Genomic DNA, 18,693 nt, shown 5'->3' with positions numbered 1-18,693 from the left:
TGTATTTTACGTGATGGATTATATTGTAAAAATGCTAATAGAAAAGATAGTGGCTTTATTGATCTCAAATATAGTTAAAACTATGCACTTTAGTGCATTTCGCTTTAGCTTCTAAAAATATATTACCTTTGATTTATGAATTTTCAAAGGACAAATGGACATAGTGTTTCAAGATTAACAGTTCATATAGTTTGGGCAACAAAGTATAGATATTGTGTATTGGAAGGTGATATAAAGACAAGGTGCCGAACACTTTTGATCCAAATATGTGAATCTGAAGATGTTCAGATATTAAAAGGTGTTGTCTCAAAAGACCATATCCATATGCATATTGAGTATCGTCCATCTCAAGATGTGAGTACTTTGGTTAAATTGATGAAAGGTCGTTCTTCAAGGAAATTACAAATGGAATTTCCAGAATTGAAGAAACGATATTGGGGTCGTCATTTTTGGGCAATAGGATTTGGATGTTGGAGTACTGGAAATATAACAGATGAAATGGTAAATCAATATTTGGAGCATCACAGAAATCCGAACGCAAACGATAATGGAAATTTCATAATCGAGGACTAACGCACCTTGCAGACTTTCAGTCTGCAAAACCAAATCTATGGACTTCCAGTCCATAGTGGTTTATTAAACAAAGAAGCTCTAAAAAATTTGCTCAGTTTGCTCAAAAAGATAAAGATGATGGTTATTTAAAAGGAAAAACGTGCATTGGTGTATCTGCTTCAAAAGTTATTATTGCTATTCAAGAAGATGGTTTAAAAGGTTCGTCACTTGAGGGCATTCGAGATTACTTTTTAAAGCAAGATTGTCAATATGCTGCTTTTTTTGACGGTAGTGATTCTGCAATGCTTTTTGAGAATGGAAAATTTAAAATTAGTATGGGGGAGGATAAAAATGAGTTATGTACTGCAGGTATTGTATTAATAAAATACTACTAATATGAAAATCGTTAATAAATTATTATACCTCCTTTCTATTTCAGTAATACTTTTTTCATTAACAACTTTTGTGTATGATATAAATTGTATGGGAGAAAATCAAAAGGGATATGGTCATTTTTTTGTTTGGATAATTAAAGGTTACTCCTCTTTAAGTTATCAAATAGATGTTTTTAAATTAATTTTTGATTTTTTTATTTTCTCCATTATCATATTTCTTTTAATGTATTACATAAAAAATACTAGTAGATGGCTGAGTATAATATTATATTGCATTTCTTCATTAATAATTTTAATAATAACATTTTGTTTTTTTATATTAGAATTATATTTTGAAAAAATTAACTGTGAAACTATTTTTTCAAGTATTTCTTTTGTTTGGTAGTTTGGATCTGCAAACAAAAAGTGGAGGTTTAGTTAAGGGATAATTTATTATAAAGCCTGTTACAAAAAAATTATAAGTATCAATTATCCAATTGGCTTGCCCCAAATTGTAGCGGCAGCCCTGAGGCAATAAAAGCTATTTTTTCTAGCCATTGCAAAGCGACCAAAGGAAGCTCTTGCAGTGGCTTTGAAAAAAAGCTTTTATAACGAAGGCTAGAGCGAAAAGTTGGATTAGGCACAAAAAACTATTAAAAATTGAAGACCCAAGTGGCAATACTTGGATGATAGATAGTAAGGGAAATATAAATGTGAATGCGCCGAATGATTTCACCATAAATGCTGGAAAAAATGTAAGTATTACAGCTGGAATGAATATTTCAACTTCTGCTGGGTTGAACATATCTGAAAATGCTGGGGTCGATAAATCTTCTTCTATTCGTATGATGCACAATATGTTTATGGGTGGAAATAGTGTGATGAATGTGACTGGAAATGTAACAGAGTTTATAACTGGAAATGTTGAGTCACATACGGAGAAAGAACGAGTTGAAAATGCTAAAGAAGGGGTTTCAAACAGTTCCGAAGGTACTATAAGCAAACATTCAAAAAAAGAAGTACAAAACAGTAGCGCTGAAAAATCTAAACTTTTCTAATATGTCAAGAATATGAAATGTTGGTGGTACAATAACAAAATGCTCAACTCCATTCTTAAACAAAATATCCAATTAAATTAAGATAGTTTTTTTAGGTTTTTATGCCACATTTTTCAAGTAGTACATACTTGAGGGTGTTTTCTCCTAAACTATTTTGAAGTTGTTATCATAAAATCTTTTAAATAATAGGGTTCAAAATAAGCAACATCCACAAAATCATTATTCTGGTATTTTTGATAACCCAAAGTACTCATTTCTTTGGCTGAGGGATAAATAATTTCGTCCAAAAAAATAAAATTACTTTTAGTTAAAACTGTTTTAAGTTTTGGTTGACAATCGCCAACAACATAAATTTTTCCTTCAATAGCTGAAAATGAATTTTCATCGATAATTTGAGCTTCTACTGCACGTATTTTTTCTAATTTATGATTGAAAATTGCACTGTAAACTTCCATTCTTCTAGCATCAATCATAGGAATTATGATTCCATCATTAAACTTTACTTGACTAGCCAATGATTTCAAAGTATCAACCGCAATTAATGGAATATCCAACGAATAGGACAAGCCTTTTGCAGCAGAAACACCTATTCTGAGTCCAGTATACGAACCTGGACCTTGGCTAACGGCAATAGCGGATAAGTTTTTGAAAGCTATATTATTTTCTTTCAAAATATCTTCAAAAAAAATATGTAGTTTTTCTGCGTGCGAAAAACCTGCTTCCGAGATTTCTTTTACAGCTATATTTTCTCCGTTTAATGCTATGGAAACCGAGCAGTTTTTAGTTGAAGTTTCTATATTTAGAATGTATGCCATTATAATTGTATAAAAAATTTTAAATTTCAAAGATACAAAGTTGGGCTCAAATAAAAAGCCCCAATCGGAGCTTTTCAATAACTGTACTGGTGCGATATAAATTCGAATTATGCACTAAAGTGCATTTATCTCTCTAGTTCTAAAATATTAAACACAAATTTACACAGATTAATTAGTGAAAATTAGTGAAATTTGTGTCAAATTCTCGCTAGGCTGAATAGTTTAATTTATTATTTTGATGCTTTTTTCTTGTCTTTGGCAATTTCTTCCTTGGATTTTACAAATACTTCGTCATCAGGATTTAAATCTTTGGTTACTGTAGTGTACGGTCCAGTTACAATAGTTTCGCCACTTTTTAATCCAGAAAGCACTTCAATATATGTATCGTCTTGTATTCCAGTAGATATAATTCGCAATTTGACTTTGTTATCCACTTTTACAAACACACATTCATACCTTTTCTCATTTTTAATCACTGGAGCATCCGTAGTTTCATCATCACCATTTGATTTTTCGTCAATTAACTTTTTCCTTGACGATGTTGTATCTGTTCTCATGACTACCGCACTAATGGGTACAGCCACCACATTTTCTTTTCTAGTTGTAATAATATCAACGGTAGCTGTCATTCCTGGACGAAAAGGAGAATATTTTGCTGGTTTTCCAACTAATAAATCTGAGTATGATTCTTTCAATATTCTAACTTTCACTTTAAAATTTGTCACTTGGTCTGCAGAAAGTGTGGCACTGGCAGAATTTGAAATACTAGTGACAATGCCTTTGAATTCTTTTTTTAAATACGCATCCACTTCCACTTTGGCAGAATCACCAATAGCAATTTTTACAATGTCATTTTCATTGACATCTACTTCAACTTCCATGTTGCTTAAATCTGCAACACGCATCATTTCTGTACCAGCCATTTGTTGTGTTCCTAAAACTGTTTCGCCAAGTTCAACAGCTAGTTTAGAAATTGTACCATCAACTGGTGCATAAATTGAAGTTCTTCCTAAGTTGTCTTTGGCTTCTTTTACAGAAGCAGAAGCACTTTCTACATTATAATAGGCGGCTTGTTTTGCTGCTTGCGAACTTTCGAAAGTAGCAATGGCTCTGTCCCATTCGGATTTGGAAATAATACCTTTTTCAAACAATTTTTTATTCCTATCATAACTGGATTTTGCTTCTCTAAAAGTAGCATCGGCTTGACTCAAACCTGCTTTGGTGTTCGACAAACCCGCTTGAGTACGACTCAATCCTGAGGTATAAATTTTTGGATTTATTTTAATTAACAAATCTCCTTTTTTTACTGTTTGCCCTTCTTTAATTGGAAGTGAAATAATTTCTCCTGAAACCTCGGAAGATATTTTTACCTCAATTTCGGGTTGTATTTTACCAGTTCCAGAAACGGTTTCAACTACCGTTCTAGACTCTATTTTTGCAATTTCTACTTCAGTTCCTTTATCTTTTGAGCCGATACTGCCAGATTTTTTCAAGGCAATTAAGGCAATAATGGCTACTACTATTCCACCTATTACTAGATATTTAGTTTTTTTTGTCATGATAATTTACTTTTTTTGAATAATGGGAATCCCAAAATAAAATTCAAGAATTTTTGTTCTAAAAATATAATCGTATTTGGTTCTTACAACTTCGGATTGTGCGTTTACAAATAAGGTTTGGGCTTGATTAAAATCAAATGAATTCATAATACCCACTTCATATCTTTCTTTCGCATAATTAAACGATTGCTCTCTGGCTTCAAGTGCAGAAACCGCAGATTCATAGGATTTTAAAGCGCCATTTGTATCTGTGTAAGCTGTAAAAACGGTTCTTTCCAAATCTAATTCTTGTTGCTCCAACGCAATTTTTGAGCGTTCTAGTGCAACTTTTGATCGTGCCACATTGTTCTTTACTGAAAACCCGTTAAGAATAGGAATATTTAAATTGAGACCAAAATTTTGACCTTTATTATCATTGAATTGGGTGAAAACGCCGTCTGGATTACCCAATATTGGTTTGACATTAGGTTGCAAAACTGGATAAATTATTCCTCCAACATTCACTAAATTTCCTGATGGAGAAAAGGGATTGGCAGTATTTTGTTCTAGCCCAATAAATTTGTCTGAATAACCAGCTCTAGTATTAAAACTATAAAATCCATTTAAAGTGGGTGTGTACGCACCTTTTGCAATCTTAACATCGCTTCGAGCAATTTCCACATTGGCATTAGCAATTTTTAAATCGGTTCTGGTTTCTTTGGCTTTGGCCAAAATAGCTTCTGGTTTTTGCATCAAAATGCTACTTTCCTTCACGGCAAGATTATCATCGGCAATGTCAAACTCTTGAAAATTTTCTAATTGAAGTAATTGTGCCAAACTTAATTTTGATAAAAAAAGTGCATTTTCTGCCGCAATTAATCTTTGGTTGTCTGCTGCAACAGTCGCTTTCACATCTAGCAAATCTCCTCTTGGAATCACGCCAGCTTCAACCAATTCTGTAGTTCTTGTTAATTGTTTGCTATCAAAAGCCAATTGTTCCCTCTGAACTTTTAAATTTTCTTTATTAAAAAGTATTTGCAAATAAGCATTGACCACATTTAAAGAAACATCTTCCTGCATTTTAATGAGTTGATATTGTGAGCCAATTATGGAAAGATTGGCTTTGCGTAATCTATTTTGATTCTGCAATCCTTTGTAAATATCAACATTTACATTCAGTCCAGCCGATGTAAATTGGGTGGTTTGATTTTCTAATAAACCTGTAGTAATATTTTGATTTAATCCAATATTCCATGAATGTGAAGCCTGGGCATTTATGGTTGGTAAGAAATTTCCAAAAGCATCTTTTTTAGAAATAGTAGACACTTGGTTGTCTAGAGCCGATTGTTTGATCGAAATATTATTTTCTAAAGCATAATTAACACATTCTTCCAATGTCCATTTCTTTGATTGACCAAAAGAAAATGAAAATATACAAAGTATAATTAATAAGCAAAAATTAAATTTTTGTTTCATGATATTGACTTCTACAAAAAATTTATTGTCTTTAAATTTAAATTATTTTAAGTAAGACTAATGCTTTGTGAAAATGTTACAGTTTCATTATATTATTTTTTTAGAAAATAATTTTACATTTGCTAGTAATATTTCAATCAATCAAATGAAAAATACACTTCAAGCTTTTCGTTTTGCCTTTTTTATACTTTTATTATACAGTTGTTCCACAATTCAAAAAATTGAAATTATGAAACCAGAACCTGACGAAGCACTTCCAATTTCATATAAGATAACATCTTCTTACATCAGTTTTCCTTTAAAATTAACCGTTAAAGATATTGAAAGTCAGACCAATAAATCATTAAACGGATTAATTTATGAAGATAAAATTATTGATGATGATAAAACTGAAATGAAAATCTGGAAAAATGGTTTGATAAATATTACCGAAGAAAATGAAAAACTAAAAATTATTCTACCACTCAAAATTTGGGCAAAAGTAAAATATGGAACTTCAGCTCTCGGAATTAGTATATATGATACCCGTGAGTTTAATCTTAATGGAACGGTTACTTTGCTTAGCGATGTAAAAATGAGCAACTGGAAAATTACTACATCAACCGAACTTGAAAATATTGATTGGGTCGAAAGTCCTACCATAAATATTGCTGGAAAAAGTATTGCTATTACTTATTTAATAAATCCTACCATCAAAATTTTTGAGTCAAAAATTGAAAGAAGCATTGATGAATCGCTTTCCAAAACCCTAGATTTTAAATCAAACATGTTGGATTTAATGCAAAAAGTGAGTACACCAGTGGAGTTAAGTCCAACGTATCAAACTTGGTTAAAAATTACACCACAAGAGCTTTTTGCTACCGAAGCTGTTTTGCAAAAAAAATCTATAAATATGAATGTAGGTTTAAAATGCTTGATGGAATCGAGTATTGGTTTGCAACCAAAATCAAACTTCGTGAGAGAAAAAGTGCTTTTGAAACCAAGTTCAAATTTACCAGATCGTGTCTTGATTAATGTGGCTGCCGTTTCTACCTATGAAGATGCGTCTCGAGTAATGAATGATAATTTTAAAGGCAAAGAATTTTCATCAGGCAAACGAAAAGTAACCATTCAAAATGTTGCCATTTGGCACAAAAAAGGCAAAATGATAATTGCGTTGGATATGTTGGGAAGTTTGAATGGGAAAATATATTTATCAGGATTTCCACAATACAATGCGGAAACCAAAGAATTGTTTTTTGACGATTTAGATTATGCTATTGAAACCAAAAGCAAACTCATGAAAACTGCCAATTGGCTTGCCCAAGGGATGATTTTGAACAAAATTAGAGAAAATTGCAGGTATTCAATTCAGCCAAATCTAGAAGAAGGAAAACAAAATATTTTAAAATATTTGAACAATTATTCTCCCACTCCTGGTGTTTTTGTAAATGGTAAAATGAACGATATTGTTTTTGAAAGAGTGCAACTTACAAACACGGCTATTGTTGCTTTTTTGAATATTAGCGGCAATATCAAGGTTGATGTAAATGGAATGTAATTTTTCGATGGAACTTTTTTAATCAAATGATGCAAATTACGCCTTTATGTGTTAATCAAATACAAACGAAAGTCTAAATCTGTTTAATAAAACTATATTTGTATAAATTCTTCTAAACATTAAATGATTTTAAAAAAGCATTCATTTATTTTATTAATTCTTTTTTTGCTTTTTGCAAAATCAAATTGTTTCTCGCAACAAGAAATAAGTTTTGCTGACAGTATTATAAAAAAATCAATACTTCAAAACACTATAAATAAACCTCGAAATTTTCAGTTTTCAGCTTATGAAAAATTGATAGTTACCGCCAATCCAGATTCAATCGAGGGTCGAATTGATTCTATTTTTAAAATTAAAAGGAAAAAGAAAACATTCTTGAAAATAGATTCTTCAGATTATGTTTTTAAAAAATTAATAGAGAAACAACATCTTTACCAAACCGAGAAAATATCTGAATACAAAGTTTTTAATAATAATGTTAAGGAAACTATTTTCACCACGAGAATGGCTGGCTTCAAAGTGCCTTTTTTCGAATATTTTTCATTGCAACTACAACCATTTTCTGTTTACGATGCCAAATATTCTTTGGTTGAAAAAGACTATTTCAGTCCTATTTCCAAAAAAGGATTTAAAAAATACAATTACACTTTTATAGAAGATATTTTTATCGAAAACAGAAAAGTCCATAAAATTTATTTTCAAACCAAAGACAGAATTAAAAATAATAATTTAGTGGGTTATATTTATATTGATTCAGAAAAATTGAGCGTTGCCAAAGCAGAATTGAATGTTTTTGGCATTTTAAATATCAAATCCAATCATGAATTTACATTTAATAAAGAACTCGATAATTGGTTGCCGGTAAAAAAAATACTTTCTATAAAAAAAGGAACCAATAAATCACCAATTAAAATATTTGGAGAAACCATCACTTTTGAAAATATAAATGGTATTTCAAATGATAATGATGAAAAAAACGCTTCAGACTTTATAGAAGTAAAATCGATTACAAACTATTATGACCCCAAATTTAATATTCTTGAAAAAGTAAAAAAACCCCACATTTCCATTGAAATAAAGAAAAATGCCATTGCAAAAAAAGAAGACATTTGGTATGCAAAATTCAACGATTCGCTAGATATTCGGAGCAATCCAACCTACGTTTCGTTGGACAGTATGGCACAAAAAAGAAAAATTGAAAATAAAATAAGAATAGGTCGGAAAGTTATAAAAGGGTATTATCCACTTGGATTTTTTGATGTCGATTTGCGGTACATTATTCGTTACAACAATTATGAAGGATTCAGATTGGGCGTTGGTGGCGTTACCAACGAAAAATTATCAAAAATTTATAAATTGGAAGGCTATTACGTTTACGGTACAAAAGATGGTATTTTTAAAGGATTTTTATCAAATTCATTGCGTTTCGGAAATAATTCAGAAAGTTGGATTGGCGCTTCTTACCAAGATGATTTGAAGGAAATTGGAAGCACTTCTTTTGAAGTTGACAAGCGTGTGTTTAAAATTTACGATCCAAGACCTTTTAATATTAGTACCTTTTATAATCACGTCACATGGCGAGGGTTTATTGAAACCAAAATCATTCCCAAAACCGAAAGTATTTGGCAAATTTCACAAAGCAATGTTACGCCCAAATTTGATTATCAGTTTTTGAATAATAACGTAGTTTATTCGAATTTTAAAACTACTTTGCTTACCGCATCGTTGCAATGGAATCCTTTAAGCAAATACATGCAAACTCCAAATGGTAGTATTGAAATTGATAAAAAGTTTCCAAAATTTACTTTTCAGTTTTCCAAAACAATTTCTGAACTAGGAAAAAACGATTTTGATTTTGGAAAAATTGATTTCCGATTTGATTATCAGAAAAAATTTAATTCCAACCACAAACTCATGTTTCTATTTGAAGCTGGTTATGCTTTTGGCGATATTCCATTGACGCATTTGTATAATCATTCGCCCAATAGTATTACCAAACCTAGAATTTTGCAGCGAATAACTTTTGGTGCAAAAGACAGTTTTGAAACCATGTATTTCAATGAATTTTTTTCGGACAAATATGTTTTTTTACAACTCGAATATCAATTTCCAAAATGGAAAATGGCAAAAAAAATTAAGCCTATATTTTCTTTGGTTTCCAGATTTGGTTGGGGTAATTTAGAGAATAAAGAAAAACACCAAAAAATTGATTTCAAAACATTAGAATCTGGATATTTAGAATCTGGGTTTGAAATAAATAATATTTTCAAAGGTTTAGGTTTAAGCACTTTTTACAGATATGGCCCAAATAGTTTGCCCAACATCGAAGATAATATTGCTATAAAACTAAGCTTTCAACTTGATTTAGGGTTTAATAATTAAAACTGAAGGCAAGTTGCTCAACCAAACGCTTTGCGATTCAACTAGTTTCTTCCAGCTATCTAGACTTATAATCATTAAATCCTGCTTTACTAAAAATGGTTTCATTATTTGATTTTCAGAAACCATGGCAATATTATCAGGATACTCTTGTTTAATAGTTTGAATGGCATTTTTAATCAAAAAGTTGTTTTCAATTTGATTGTTTATGTCTACTATGTTTATTTTGGAATTGTTATTGAAAATAAATTTCTGAATGTAATCAATTAAAAATCCATCATCTTTACTGAAAAAAGCGGCAAAAACTTTATCAGTATTTTGCAAATCATTATCTATAAGAATGCCTAATGGTGTTTTATTTTTCGCAATAATTTGACGTGTTCTGTCATCAAAAATAGAATTTTCAAACAAGCCTTCTTTTCCCGTAATTTTGTCAAGCAGTCGGTCTGGATTTATAATTCTGGTAGTAAATCCCAATACTTTGCCTAGTAAAGTTCCTTCGAATATAGATTTTCCCAAACCAACCAATAATAAATCATATTCTCCATTATTAGCTACTTCTGCAATATCATTTTCGATATCTGTAGTTGCTTTGAAAATAGTTTTTATTTCTTGATCCAGCAATTTGGATTCTTCCAACAATGGTTTGAAAGTTTCGTTTTCATATTCTTCCAAGTTAAAACCATGCATTTCGTCGCTAATAGACAAGTGCATGGCTGTTATTGTAGCATTTTCTTTTTGTTTTTTAATCAGACTATTAGCCAATTTAAGCAACGATTTGCCTTTTTCAAAATTCCCAAACGATACAAGGATTTTAAATTTATTTATCTGGAATTCATCGTCAACATGTTTTACAGCTTTTGATTTAAAAGCAAAATTGATTAAATCCAAAGCTGGACCGGTCATAAATGTAGTAACGAGAGCCATAATAACCATCATTGTAAAAATTTCGGATGTTAAAACACCCAAATCATAACCAATATTCAAAACCACCAATTCCATTAAACCACGGGTATTCATTAACGCTCCAATAGTCAAACTGTCTTTCCAACTTTGCCCAACAAATTTTGCTGCAAGTGCGCTTCCCACAAATTTTCCAACTACGGCCACGAGAATAATAAATCCTGTAATTTTCCATAAATATGGATCGTTTATTAATCCAATTTGAGTTCTTAAACCTGTAAAAACAAAGAATAAAGGCAAAAGTAAAATGACAGCTACATCTTCTACTTTTTCGATAAAAATATTTCTAAATTTAATAATATCTGGCATAATGGCACCAGTCATAAAAGCACCAAAAAGTGCATGAATACCAATAACTTCAGTTGCATAAGAAGACATAATTAGCGTAAGAAAAAATATAGCAACAACAGGTTTGCTTAGATTTTCGTTTTTTGAATATAAATCTCCAATCTTTTTAAGGAAAGGTTTTACAATAAATAGCATTGCCATTACATATACTGCTGCCAATGCAATAACATAAAGAGAACTGGTAAATGTTCCAGCTTTCACAATGGCAATTACTGCGGCAAGCAAACACCAAGCCGTGATATCATCAGCTGCAGCGCAAGTAATGACTATAGTTCCCAAACGTGTTTTATGAATACCTCGTTCTTGTACAATTCTAGCTAGAACAGGAAACGCCGTAATACTCATGGCAATTCCCATAAATAAACTAAAAGATAAGAATTCGATACCTTCGGGGGCAAATTTATAGTATACAAAATAAGCCAATCCAATTCCCAGCGCAAATGGAAAAACAATACTAGCATGGCTGATGACTACCGCTTCATTCGCTTTGTTTTTCAAGACTTTCAAATCCAACTCCATACCTATAACATACATGAAAAGTATCAATCCAATTTGGCTTAAAAATTGAAGATTTCCTAATGATTCAGCTGGAAATAGTGAGGCTGAAAATTCTGGAAAGTAATATCCTACCACTGATGGACCAAGAAAAATACCAGCAATAATTTCGCCAATAACTGATGGTTGACCAATTTTTCTAAAAATCCATCCAAAAAAACGAGCAATGATAATTATGGTAATAATTTGAGCCAATAAAATAGCCAACGGATGCTTTAAATTATGAACCATGGAATCTAAAAATTGATTCCATTGTGAATTACTATTGGCTTTGGCAATCACATTTCTTCCTGCTTCAAGGTTTTTTCCAAGTCCAACCACCCAATACATTATGGCTATAAATCCTCCAGTAACGGTAAAGTAAAACAAAGTGTTTTTTAAATTTTTCATAAAGTAAAACGAATTTTAATAACCTATCGGTTTACAAAGATGGCAATTTAAGAATAGAAATAAAAGAATAACATAAATAATACTCAAAATTTCTTATAAGTTAATTTAGATTTAAAATTTAAATTAAAATGTATTTTTTATAGGTTTTAATTACCTTTGTAGGCCATCTTTTTTGATATGAATAAAACTTTAGGTATTGGTTTTTGGGAATACGTTGCCCGAGTAATTTTAAGAAATAGAATAATTTTTTTATCTGGAATACTACTTGTCACGGTATTGCTTGCCTTACAGTGGAAAAATATAAAATTTACACAAACGGAAGCCAATTTAATTCCAGCAGACGATCAAATTAACGTTGACTACAATAAATTTCTAAAAAACTTTGGAGAGGAAGGCAATTTAATTGTAATAGCTACCAAAGATCCAAAACTTTTTACACCAAAAGTATATACAGCTTGGCGTGTTTTAATGGAAAATATACAGTCGAATGAGGCTGTCGATTTGGTTATTTCGATAAATAATTTGAAGAAACTAACCAAAAATGACTCTTTAGAAAAATTTGATTTAATTCCGTTAATTAACCCAAATAAAGTTCAAAATCAAGCCTATTTGACCAAAACGAAAAACGAATTATTAAATAATTTGCCTTTTTATGAAGGGCTACTTTTTAATAAAAAATCTGGCGCCATTCGTTCCGCGATATATTTGGATAAAAAAATTGTAAATACAAAAGCAAGAAAGATTTTTGTACTCAATGTACTTATTCCAGAAATCGAAAAATTTGAATTGGAAACCAAAGTTGACCTTCGAACCTCTGGCATGCCCTATATAAGAACACTAAATGCTAAAACCATTATTGATGAAATTGGCATTTTTATTGTAGCAGCACTATCAATAACCTCACTGATTTTCTTTTTCTTTTTTAGATCATTTAGAGCAACACTCGTATCATTGATTATTGTTATTATTGGCGTCATGTGGTCTTTTGGATTATTGGGATTGCTAGGATATGAAATCACAGTTTTAACCGCATTGGTTCCTACTTTAATTATTGTAATTGGTATTCCAAATTGTATTTTCTTAACAAATAAATACCATCAGGAATATAGAATTCATGGTAACAAAGCAAAAGCATTGCAACGTGTTATTACAAAAACGGGTACAGCTACGCTCATGACCAATTTAACTACTGCGCTTGGTTTTGCTACTTTTATTGCCACCAATAATGTACTCTTGACAGAATTTGGAGTTGTTACTTCCATAAATATTATTGCACTGTATTTATTATGTTTAATTGTAATCCCTATTTTTTTTAGTTATATACCGGCACCAATCCCTAGACATTTAGGACATTTGGATCGTGAATATTTGACAGCTTTTATGAATTGGATGTTAAGAACTGTAAAATACAACAGATTTGGCATTTATATTACTTCCATTTCTTTACTAATTCTGGGTATTATTGGTGTTTTTCAAATAAAAATATCTGGAAGTATTATTGAAGATATGCCAAAAAAAACTGCTTTCTTCGATGATATTCGGTTTTTTGAAAAAGAATTTAATGGTGTCATGCCACTTGAAATTATGATTGACACCAAACAGAAAAAAGGCGTCATGAAACTTTCGACCTTGAAACGTATGGAAGAACTTGAAGAAACTATCCAAGAAATTCCAGATCTTTCAAAACCACTTTCAATTGTAAATCTGGTTAAATATTCAAAACAAGCCTATTACAACGGAAATCCGGAATATTATGAACTGCCAACTTCTCAAGAGCAAGCATTCATTCTTTCGTATGCAAAAAATGCAACAAAAAATTCCAAAGAAAACATAATGAAAAGTTATGTAGATTCAACTGGGCAATATGCTAGAATTACTACTTTTATAAAAGATGAAAATGGCGAAAAAATGGAAGCTATTGAAACTCAAATTCGAAACAAAGCCGAAAAGCTTTTCCCAAAATCAAAATACAATATAATAATTACTGGAAAAGCATCTGTTTTTCAAAAAGGAACCAAATATTTATTGGATAATTTGTTATCATCATTAGTATTTGCCTTTTTTATAACCTCTTTGCTAGTAGCATTTATGTTTCGTTCTTTCAAAATGGTATTGGTATCATTAATTCCAAATTTACTTCCTTTGCTTTTAACGGCAGGTTTAATGGGCTATTTAGGAATTCCATTAAAACCTTCAACAATTTTAGTTTTCGGAATTGCTTTTGGACTTTCAGTCGATGATACGCTTCGTTTTTTGGCACAATACCGTCTAGAATTGGCTAGAAATGAATGGAAAATAAAAAAGTCAGTTTATGCTACGTTTAATGATTCAGGAATAAGTATGTTTTATACCTCAATAGTTTTATTTTTCGGATTTTCAGTATTTATGTTGTCTAGTTTTGGAGGAACGGTGGCGCTTGGTGGATTGGTTTCTATAACCTTATTTTTTGGAATGTTATCCAATTTAATGTTGCTACCTGCTTTGGTTTTATCATTGAATAAAACCCTGTCAAACGAACAAGAATTTATAAAACCAACTATAGATATTTTGGAACCAACTGATGAAGATGTTGATAAGATAGAAAGGAAAAAATAATTTTACTTTTATAAAAATGAAAATATTAGTAACAGGAGGATTAGGATTTATTGGTTCTCACACCATAGTTGAATTGCAAAATCAAGGTTTTGATGTTATTGCTATTGATAATCTATCGAATTCATCTTTATCTGTTTTGGAAGGAATTGAAAAAATTACTGGTAAAAAACCAATTTTCGAACAATTGGATTTGCGTGATAAATTGGCTGTCCAAAATTTTTTTAAATTGAACGATGATATTTCTGGTGTAATTCATTTTGCAGCATCAAAAGCGGTAGGAGAGAGTGTCGAAAATCCTTTACTTTATTACGAGAACAACATCAATACATTGGTTTATGTTTTGCAAGAATTGCAGAAAAAAGAAAGTGCTAATTTTATTTTCAGTTCGTCTTGTACTGTTTATGGTCAAGCCGAAAAAATGCCAATTACTGAAAATGCTCCTATTCAACCCGCGATTTCTCCATACGGAAACACAAAACAAATTGGAGAAGAAATAATTGCTGAAGTTTGCAAAGTAAGCAATATCAATTCCATATTATTGCGTTATTTTAATCCTATTGGATCGCATCCAAGTGCAGAAATTGGGGAATTGCCCATTGGTGTTCCGCAAAATTTGGTTCCTTTTATTACCCAAACCGGAATCGGACTTAGAAAAGAACTTTCTGTTTACGGAAATGATTATCCAACGCCTGATGGCACTTGCATTCGTGATTACATTCATGTAGTTGACCTCGCCAAAGCCCATGTAATTGCCTTGAAGCGTTTATTGAATAAAAACAATTTGGAAAAAGTTGAAATTTTTAATTTAGGAACTGGAACTGGAAGTTCGGTTTTGGAAGTCATAGCGGCTTTCGAAAAAGTTTCAGAACAAAAATTGCAATATAAAATTGTAGATCGACGAGAAGGAGATATAATTTCTGCTTATGCAAATACTGATAAAGCCAATACTATTTTAGGATGGAAGGCGGAATCGACATTAGAAAATGCATTGGAAAGTGCTTGGAAATGGGAAAAAAAGATTAGAGGTAAATAAATTAAAAAAGGCTTTTATACAAAAAGCCTTTTAGTGGAGAATATCGGATTCGAACCGACCACCTCTTGCCTGCCAGGCAAGCGCTCTAGCCAAATGAGCTAATCCCCCAAATTCTGTGGCAAATGTAATATAATTTTTTTTAAATTTTGAATAAAATAAAGTCTCAATATCTATATTTTTGTAAAAATTAATTTATGGACGTTTCTATAAAAATCACCGACCGCAATGGTCAATCTCATCAAGTGCTTGCACCAACTGATATGAATATGAATTTGATGGAAGTAGTACGTATGTATGAACTTGCTGAAGAAGGAACTATTGGAATTTGCGGCGGAATGGCCATGTGCGCTTCATGTCAATTCTATGTTTTGAATGACTTTTCACTTCCAGAAAAATCTGATGAGGAAGATGCCATGCTTTGGGAAGCTTTCAATGTTAAAGAAAACAGTCGATTGGGTTGTCAAATTCAAATAACTTCAGAAATTAATGGTTTGGAAGTTGAATTGGCACCAGAATAGTTTTTACAAATCAATCGATTTATAATCAGAAATGTTTTCAGGATTTTCAACATATTCTTTTACTATCTGCAAAATACCATCATCTTTGGTGTCAATAAACCATTTAATTAATGCAATTTTACCATCTTCAATTTCTATTCCAGTAATGCTTCTGGGATGTACACAACTGCCATCATTAAAAAAATTAAGTTCATTTTTTAATGGTTTTGGAAAATGTGGTCGGTGTGTGTGACCTACTATTGTTATTTTATTGCCATTGTCTGAAATCCATTTTTTAATTTTTCGTTCTACTTTTAGAAGCTCCAAATAGTTCTTTGCGGGACTTGTAGGATCTTTAATTCCCCAAATTTGCAATGGCTTCCAAAGTATTCTAACAAAAAACCGATTGAATTTCCAACCTACATAATTCATAAAATCGGCTTGATGACCGTGGGTCAGGAAAATTTCTTGTTTGGTTTCTGAGTTTTCTAAAACGATGCCTTCATGAAATTTTAGATTGGGCATCAACGGCAACTTCTTTGCTTCTTTAATATCAAAATATTCAGAAAAATTCTTTTTTACAATGTCTTGATTTCTGTACACCATATCATGATTACCATAAATCATTTCTAGTCTATTTTCCAAATAAAATTTTTGAAGTTGCAAATACACACTTTTATTGGCTTCCAAAATATCTTTAAAAAACAAATTTTCCCAAAGTTCATCGCCATCACCCAATTCTATATAAGTAAAATTATTCTCAAAATAATACCTTAAAGCGTGTTGGTACACATTTCTATTATTGGCAAAATCATCCGCAAAACTCCCATCTCCACGATGACAATCAGAAAAAAATATAAATTTTGATTGGTCATTAAAAGGAATTCTTTTTGCTTCTTTGAAAGCTTTTGTCAATCTGTCTTGTGATGAAAACATAGATTAAATTTGGAATAAAAGTACAATTATTTTTAAAGAAAAAAGCTTCTCGTTTCCAAGAAGCCTTATTTATTTTAGAATTTTTATCTTATTTAAAAGCTGGAATTCCAGTAATATCGGCACCAGTAATCAATAAATGAATGTCATGTGTGCCTTCATAAGTCAGTACACTTTCTAAATTCATCATGTGTCTCATAATAGAATATTCGCCAGTAATTCCCATTCCGCCTAGAATTTGTCTGGCTTCACGAGCAATATGAACTGCCATATCCACATTGTTTCTTTTGGCCATTGAAATTTGAGCCGTTGTTGCACGACCTTCATTTCTCAAAACGCCAAGTCTCCAAGTTAGCAATTGTGCTTTGGTAATTTCGGTAATCATTTCGGCAAGTTTCTTCTGTTGCAACTGCGTTCCAGCAATAGGTTTGTCAAACTGAACACGTTCTTTTGCATATCGCAAAGCCGTGTCATAACAATCCATTGCAGCACCAATAGCACCCCAAGCAATTCCGTATCGAGCAGAATCTAAACAACCAAGTGGCGCACCAAGACCAGATTTATTTGGCAATAAATTTGTTTTAGGAACTTTCACATTGTCAAAAATAAGTTCACCTGTAGATGAAGCGCGAAGCGACCATTTGTTGTGCGTTTCAGGAGTTGTAAAACCTTCCATGCCACGTTCTACAATCAATCCGTGAATTCTACCTTCTTCGTTTTTTGCCCAAACAATAGCAATATCAGCAAAAGGAGCATTCGAAATCCACATTTTGGCACCGTTTAAAAGGTAATGGTCGCCCATATCTTTAAAATTGGTAATCATACTTCCTGGATCTGAACCATAATTTGGCTCTGTCAAACCAAAACAACCAATAAATTCTCCAGTGGACAATTTTGGTAAAAATCGCATGCGTTGTTCCTCGTTTCCGTACTTCCAAATTGGGTACATTACCAATGATGATTGTACCGATGAGGTCGACCGAACTCCAGAATCGCCACGCTCAATTTCCTGCATGATCAATCCGTAAGAAATTTGGTCTAGTCCGGCACCGCCATATTCCACAGGAATATAAGGACCAAAACCACCAATTTCGCCCAAACCCTTAACGATTTGTTTCGGAAACTCAGCACGCTGAGCATATTCTTCAATAATTGGAGAAACTTCTTTTTTAACCCAAGCACGAGCGGCCTCGCGAACCAATTTGTGTTCGTCAGTCAATAAATCGTCTAGTAGGTAGTAATCAGGAGATTGAAATAAATCTGGTTTCATATATTGTAAATTGTATAAAATATTTTTTGTTACGCAATCGTTCGCAAATTTACACAAAGTAATTTATAATTTGTCTCAACAATTGTTATAATTTTCATTGTTTTTTGGAGCTACTTCCTGCTGTGCGTTGCAATCTTTTTTGTGGTTTTGTCCTTCGACAAGCTCAGGATGACAAAACCACAAAAAAGGATTTCCACTTCCATCAGGGCTAGAGTATAAAGTATAAATTAGAATCGTTCTAAATACACTTAAATATACTGATAATTAATGTTTTATATATTTTAATGTTTATTTCAGTTTATCAAAATACATACAAATTCGCATTTCGTTGACTATTTGTTGTCTATGTAAAACTTATTTATTTACCTTTGTTCGAG

At 31.6% G+C, this 18,693-nt stretch carries 13 protein-coding genes and 1 tRNA gene; 7 read left to right on the top strand and 7 right to left on the bottom strand.

What is annotated here, in order from left to right; translation table 11 throughout:
• The first annotated feature begins 135 nt into the window (after window positions 1–135).
• Entirely contained in the window at window positions 136–573 is a 438-nt protein-coding gene (tnpA, locus tag RMN92_RS00935; protein WP_309607585.1) for an IS200/IS605 family transposase, read from the top strand.
• A gap of 1,039 nt (window positions 574–1,612) precedes the next feature.
• Window positions 1,613–1,984, top strand: coding sequence for a hypothetical protein (locus tag RMN92_RS00930; protein ID WP_309607584.1), 372 nt, complete (start codon window positions 1,613–1,615; stop codon window positions 1,982–1,984).
• 149 nt (window positions 1,985–2,133) lie between these two features.
• On the opposite strand, the gene tsaB is transcribed toward RMN92_RS00930, so the two are convergent.
• The 3 genes from tsaB to RMN92_RS00915 all read right to left on the bottom strand — a co-directional run bounded on the left by tsaB (window position 2,134) and on the right by RMN92_RS00915 (window position 5,813).
• Complete coding sequence (gene tsaB / locus RMN92_RS00925; RefSeq protein WP_309607583.1) at window positions 2,134–2,799, bottom strand: tRNA (adenosine(37)-N6)-threonylcarbamoyltransferase complex dimerization subunit type 1 TsaB; 666 nt, start codon at window positions 2,797–2,799, stop codon at window positions 2,134–2,136.
• Window positions 2,800–3,029: 230 nt separating this feature from the next.
• Window positions 3,030–4,358, bottom strand: a complete 1,329-nt coding sequence (locus tag RMN92_RS00920) for an efflux RND transporter periplasmic adaptor subunit (protein WP_309607582.1) — start codon at window positions 4,356–4,358, stop codon at window positions 3,030–3,032.
• Window positions 4,359–4,364: 6 nt separating this feature from the next.
• Window positions 4,365–5,813, bottom strand: coding sequence for a TolC family protein (locus RMN92_RS00915; protein WP_309607581.1), 1,449 nt, complete (start codon window positions 5,811–5,813; stop codon window positions 4,365–4,367).
• Window positions 5,814–5,958: 145 nt separating this feature from the next.
• Here RMN92_RS00915 and RMN92_RS00910 point away from each other — a divergent pair, with 145 nt between their 5' ends.
• Both RMN92_RS00910 and RMN92_RS00905 read left to right on the top strand, forming a co-directional pair.
• The gene (locus RMN92_RS00910; protein WP_309607580.1) at window positions 5,959–7,353 is read left to right on the top strand and encodes a DUF4403 family protein; all 1,395 of its coding nucleotides are present in this window, start codon (window positions 5,959–5,961) and stop codon (window positions 7,351–7,353) included.
• 123 nt (window positions 7,354–7,476) lie between these two features.
• A complete protein-coding gene (locus RMN92_RS00905) occupies window positions 7,477–9,735 on the top strand; it encodes a DUF5686 family protein (protein ID WP_309607579.1) in 2,259 nt (752 codons plus the stop codon).
• Here RMN92_RS00905 and RMN92_RS00900 read toward each other — a convergent pair.
• Complete coding sequence (locus RMN92_RS00900) at window positions 9,718–11,988, bottom strand: cation:proton antiporter (RefSeq protein WP_309607578.1); 2,271 nt, start codon at window positions 11,986–11,988, stop codon at window positions 9,718–9,720. The two genes, RMN92_RS00905 and RMN92_RS00900, sit on opposite strands and share 18 nt — an antisense overlap.
• Before the next feature lie 177 nt (window positions 11,989–12,165).
• Here RMN92_RS00900 and RMN92_RS00895 point away from each other — a divergent pair, with 177 nt between their 5' ends.
• On the top strand, window positions 12,166–14,583 hold the full coding sequence (locus RMN92_RS00895) for an MMPL family transporter (RefSeq protein ID WP_309607577.1): 2,418 nt from the start codon (window positions 12,166–12,168) through the stop codon (window positions 14,581–14,583).
• Window positions 14,584–14,599: 16 nt separating this feature from the next.
• Window positions 14,600–15,616: a UDP-glucose 4-epimerase GalE gene (gene galE, locus RMN92_RS00890; protein WP_309607576.1), complete on the top strand. Its 1,017-nt coding sequence runs from the start codon at window positions 14,600–14,602 to the stop codon at window positions 15,614–15,616.
• A 34-nt stretch (window positions 15,617–15,650) separates the two neighbouring features.
• On the opposite strand, the gene RMN92_RS00885 is transcribed toward galE, so the two are convergent.
• A tRNA-Ala gene (locus tag RMN92_RS00885) sits at window positions 15,651–15,724 on the bottom strand.
• An 86-nt stretch (window positions 15,725–15,810) separates the two neighbouring features.
• On the opposite strand from RMN92_RS00885, the gene RMN92_RS00880 reads away from it, so the two are divergent.
• On the top strand, window positions 15,811–16,134 hold the full coding sequence (locus RMN92_RS00880; RefSeq protein ID WP_309607575.1) for a 2Fe-2S iron-sulfur cluster-binding protein: 324 nt from the start codon (window positions 15,811–15,813) through the stop codon (window positions 16,132–16,134).
• Between the two features lie 3 nt (window positions 16,135–16,137).
• Here RMN92_RS00880 and RMN92_RS00875 read toward each other — a convergent pair whose 3' ends face one another.
• Both RMN92_RS00875 and RMN92_RS00870 read right to left on the bottom strand, forming a co-directional pair.
• Window positions 16,138–17,049: a metallophosphoesterase gene (locus RMN92_RS00875; RefSeq protein ID WP_309607574.1), complete on the bottom strand. Its 912-nt coding sequence runs from the start codon at window positions 17,047–17,049 to the stop codon at window positions 16,138–16,140.
• Between the two features lie 88 nt (window positions 17,050–17,137).
• Complete coding sequence (locus RMN92_RS00870; RefSeq protein WP_309607573.1) at window positions 17,138–18,316, bottom strand: acyl-CoA dehydrogenase family protein; 1,179 nt, start codon at window positions 18,314–18,316, stop codon at window positions 17,138–17,140.
• Window positions 18,317–18,693 lie beyond the last annotated feature (377 nt).

It is taken from the genome of Flavobacterium sp. (genome assembly GCF_031363805.1).
Taxonomy (GTDB): domain Bacteria; phylum Bacteroidota; class Bacteroidia; order Flavobacteriales; family Flavobacteriaceae; genus Flavobacterium.
This window is presented reverse-complemented; position numbering and strand designations above follow the sequence as displayed.

What these genes read in the sequence shown, in the direction of transcription:
- tnpA (WP_309607585.1), top strand. Translation starts at nt 136, where the DNA reads ATGAATTTTCAAAGGACAAATGGACATAGTGTTTCAAGATTAACAGTT.
- RMN92_RS00930 (WP_309607584.1), top strand. Translation starts at nt 1,613, where the DNA reads ATGATAGATAGTAAGGGAAATATAAATGTGAATGCGCCGAATGATTTC.
- tsaB (WP_309607583.1), bottom strand. Translation starts at nt 2,799, where the DNA reads ATGGCATACATTCTAAATATAGAAACTTCAACTAAAAACTGCTCGGTT.
- RMN92_RS00920 (WP_309607582.1), bottom strand. Translation starts at nt 4,358, where the DNA reads ATGACAAAAAAAACTAAATATCTAGTAATAGGTGGAATAGTAGTAGCC.
- RMN92_RS00915 (WP_309607581.1), bottom strand. Translation starts at nt 5,813, where the DNA reads ATGAAACAAAAATTTAATTTTTGCTTATTAATTATACTTTGTATATTT.
- RMN92_RS00910 (WP_309607580.1), top strand. Translation starts at nt 5,959, where the DNA reads ATGAAAAATACACTTCAAGCTTTTCGTTTTGCCTTTTTTATACTTTTA.
- RMN92_RS00905 (WP_309607579.1), top strand. Translation starts at nt 7,477, where the DNA reads ATGATTTTAAAAAAGCATTCATTTATTTTATTAATTCTTTTTTTGCTT.
- RMN92_RS00900 (WP_309607578.1), bottom strand. Translation starts at nt 11,988, where the DNA reads ATGAAAAATTTAAAAAACACTTTGTTTTACTTTACCGTTACTGGAGGA.
- RMN92_RS00895 (WP_309607577.1), top strand. Translation starts at nt 12,166, where the DNA reads ATGAATAAAACTTTAGGTATTGGTTTTTGGGAATACGTTGCCCGAGTA.
- galE (WP_309607576.1), top strand. Translation starts at nt 14,600, where the DNA reads ATGAAAATATTAGTAACAGGAGGATTAGGATTTATTGGTTCTCACACC.
- RMN92_RS00880 (WP_309607575.1), top strand. Translation starts at nt 15,811, where the DNA reads ATGGACGTTTCTATAAAAATCACCGACCGCAATGGTCAATCTCATCAA.
- RMN92_RS00875 (WP_309607574.1), bottom strand. Translation starts at nt 17,049, where the DNA reads ATGTTTTCATCACAAGACAGATTGACAAAAGCTTTCAAAGAAGCAAAA.
- RMN92_RS00870 (WP_309607573.1), bottom strand. Translation starts at nt 18,316, where the DNA reads ATGAAACCAGATTTATTTCAATCTCCTGATTACTACCTACTAGACGAT.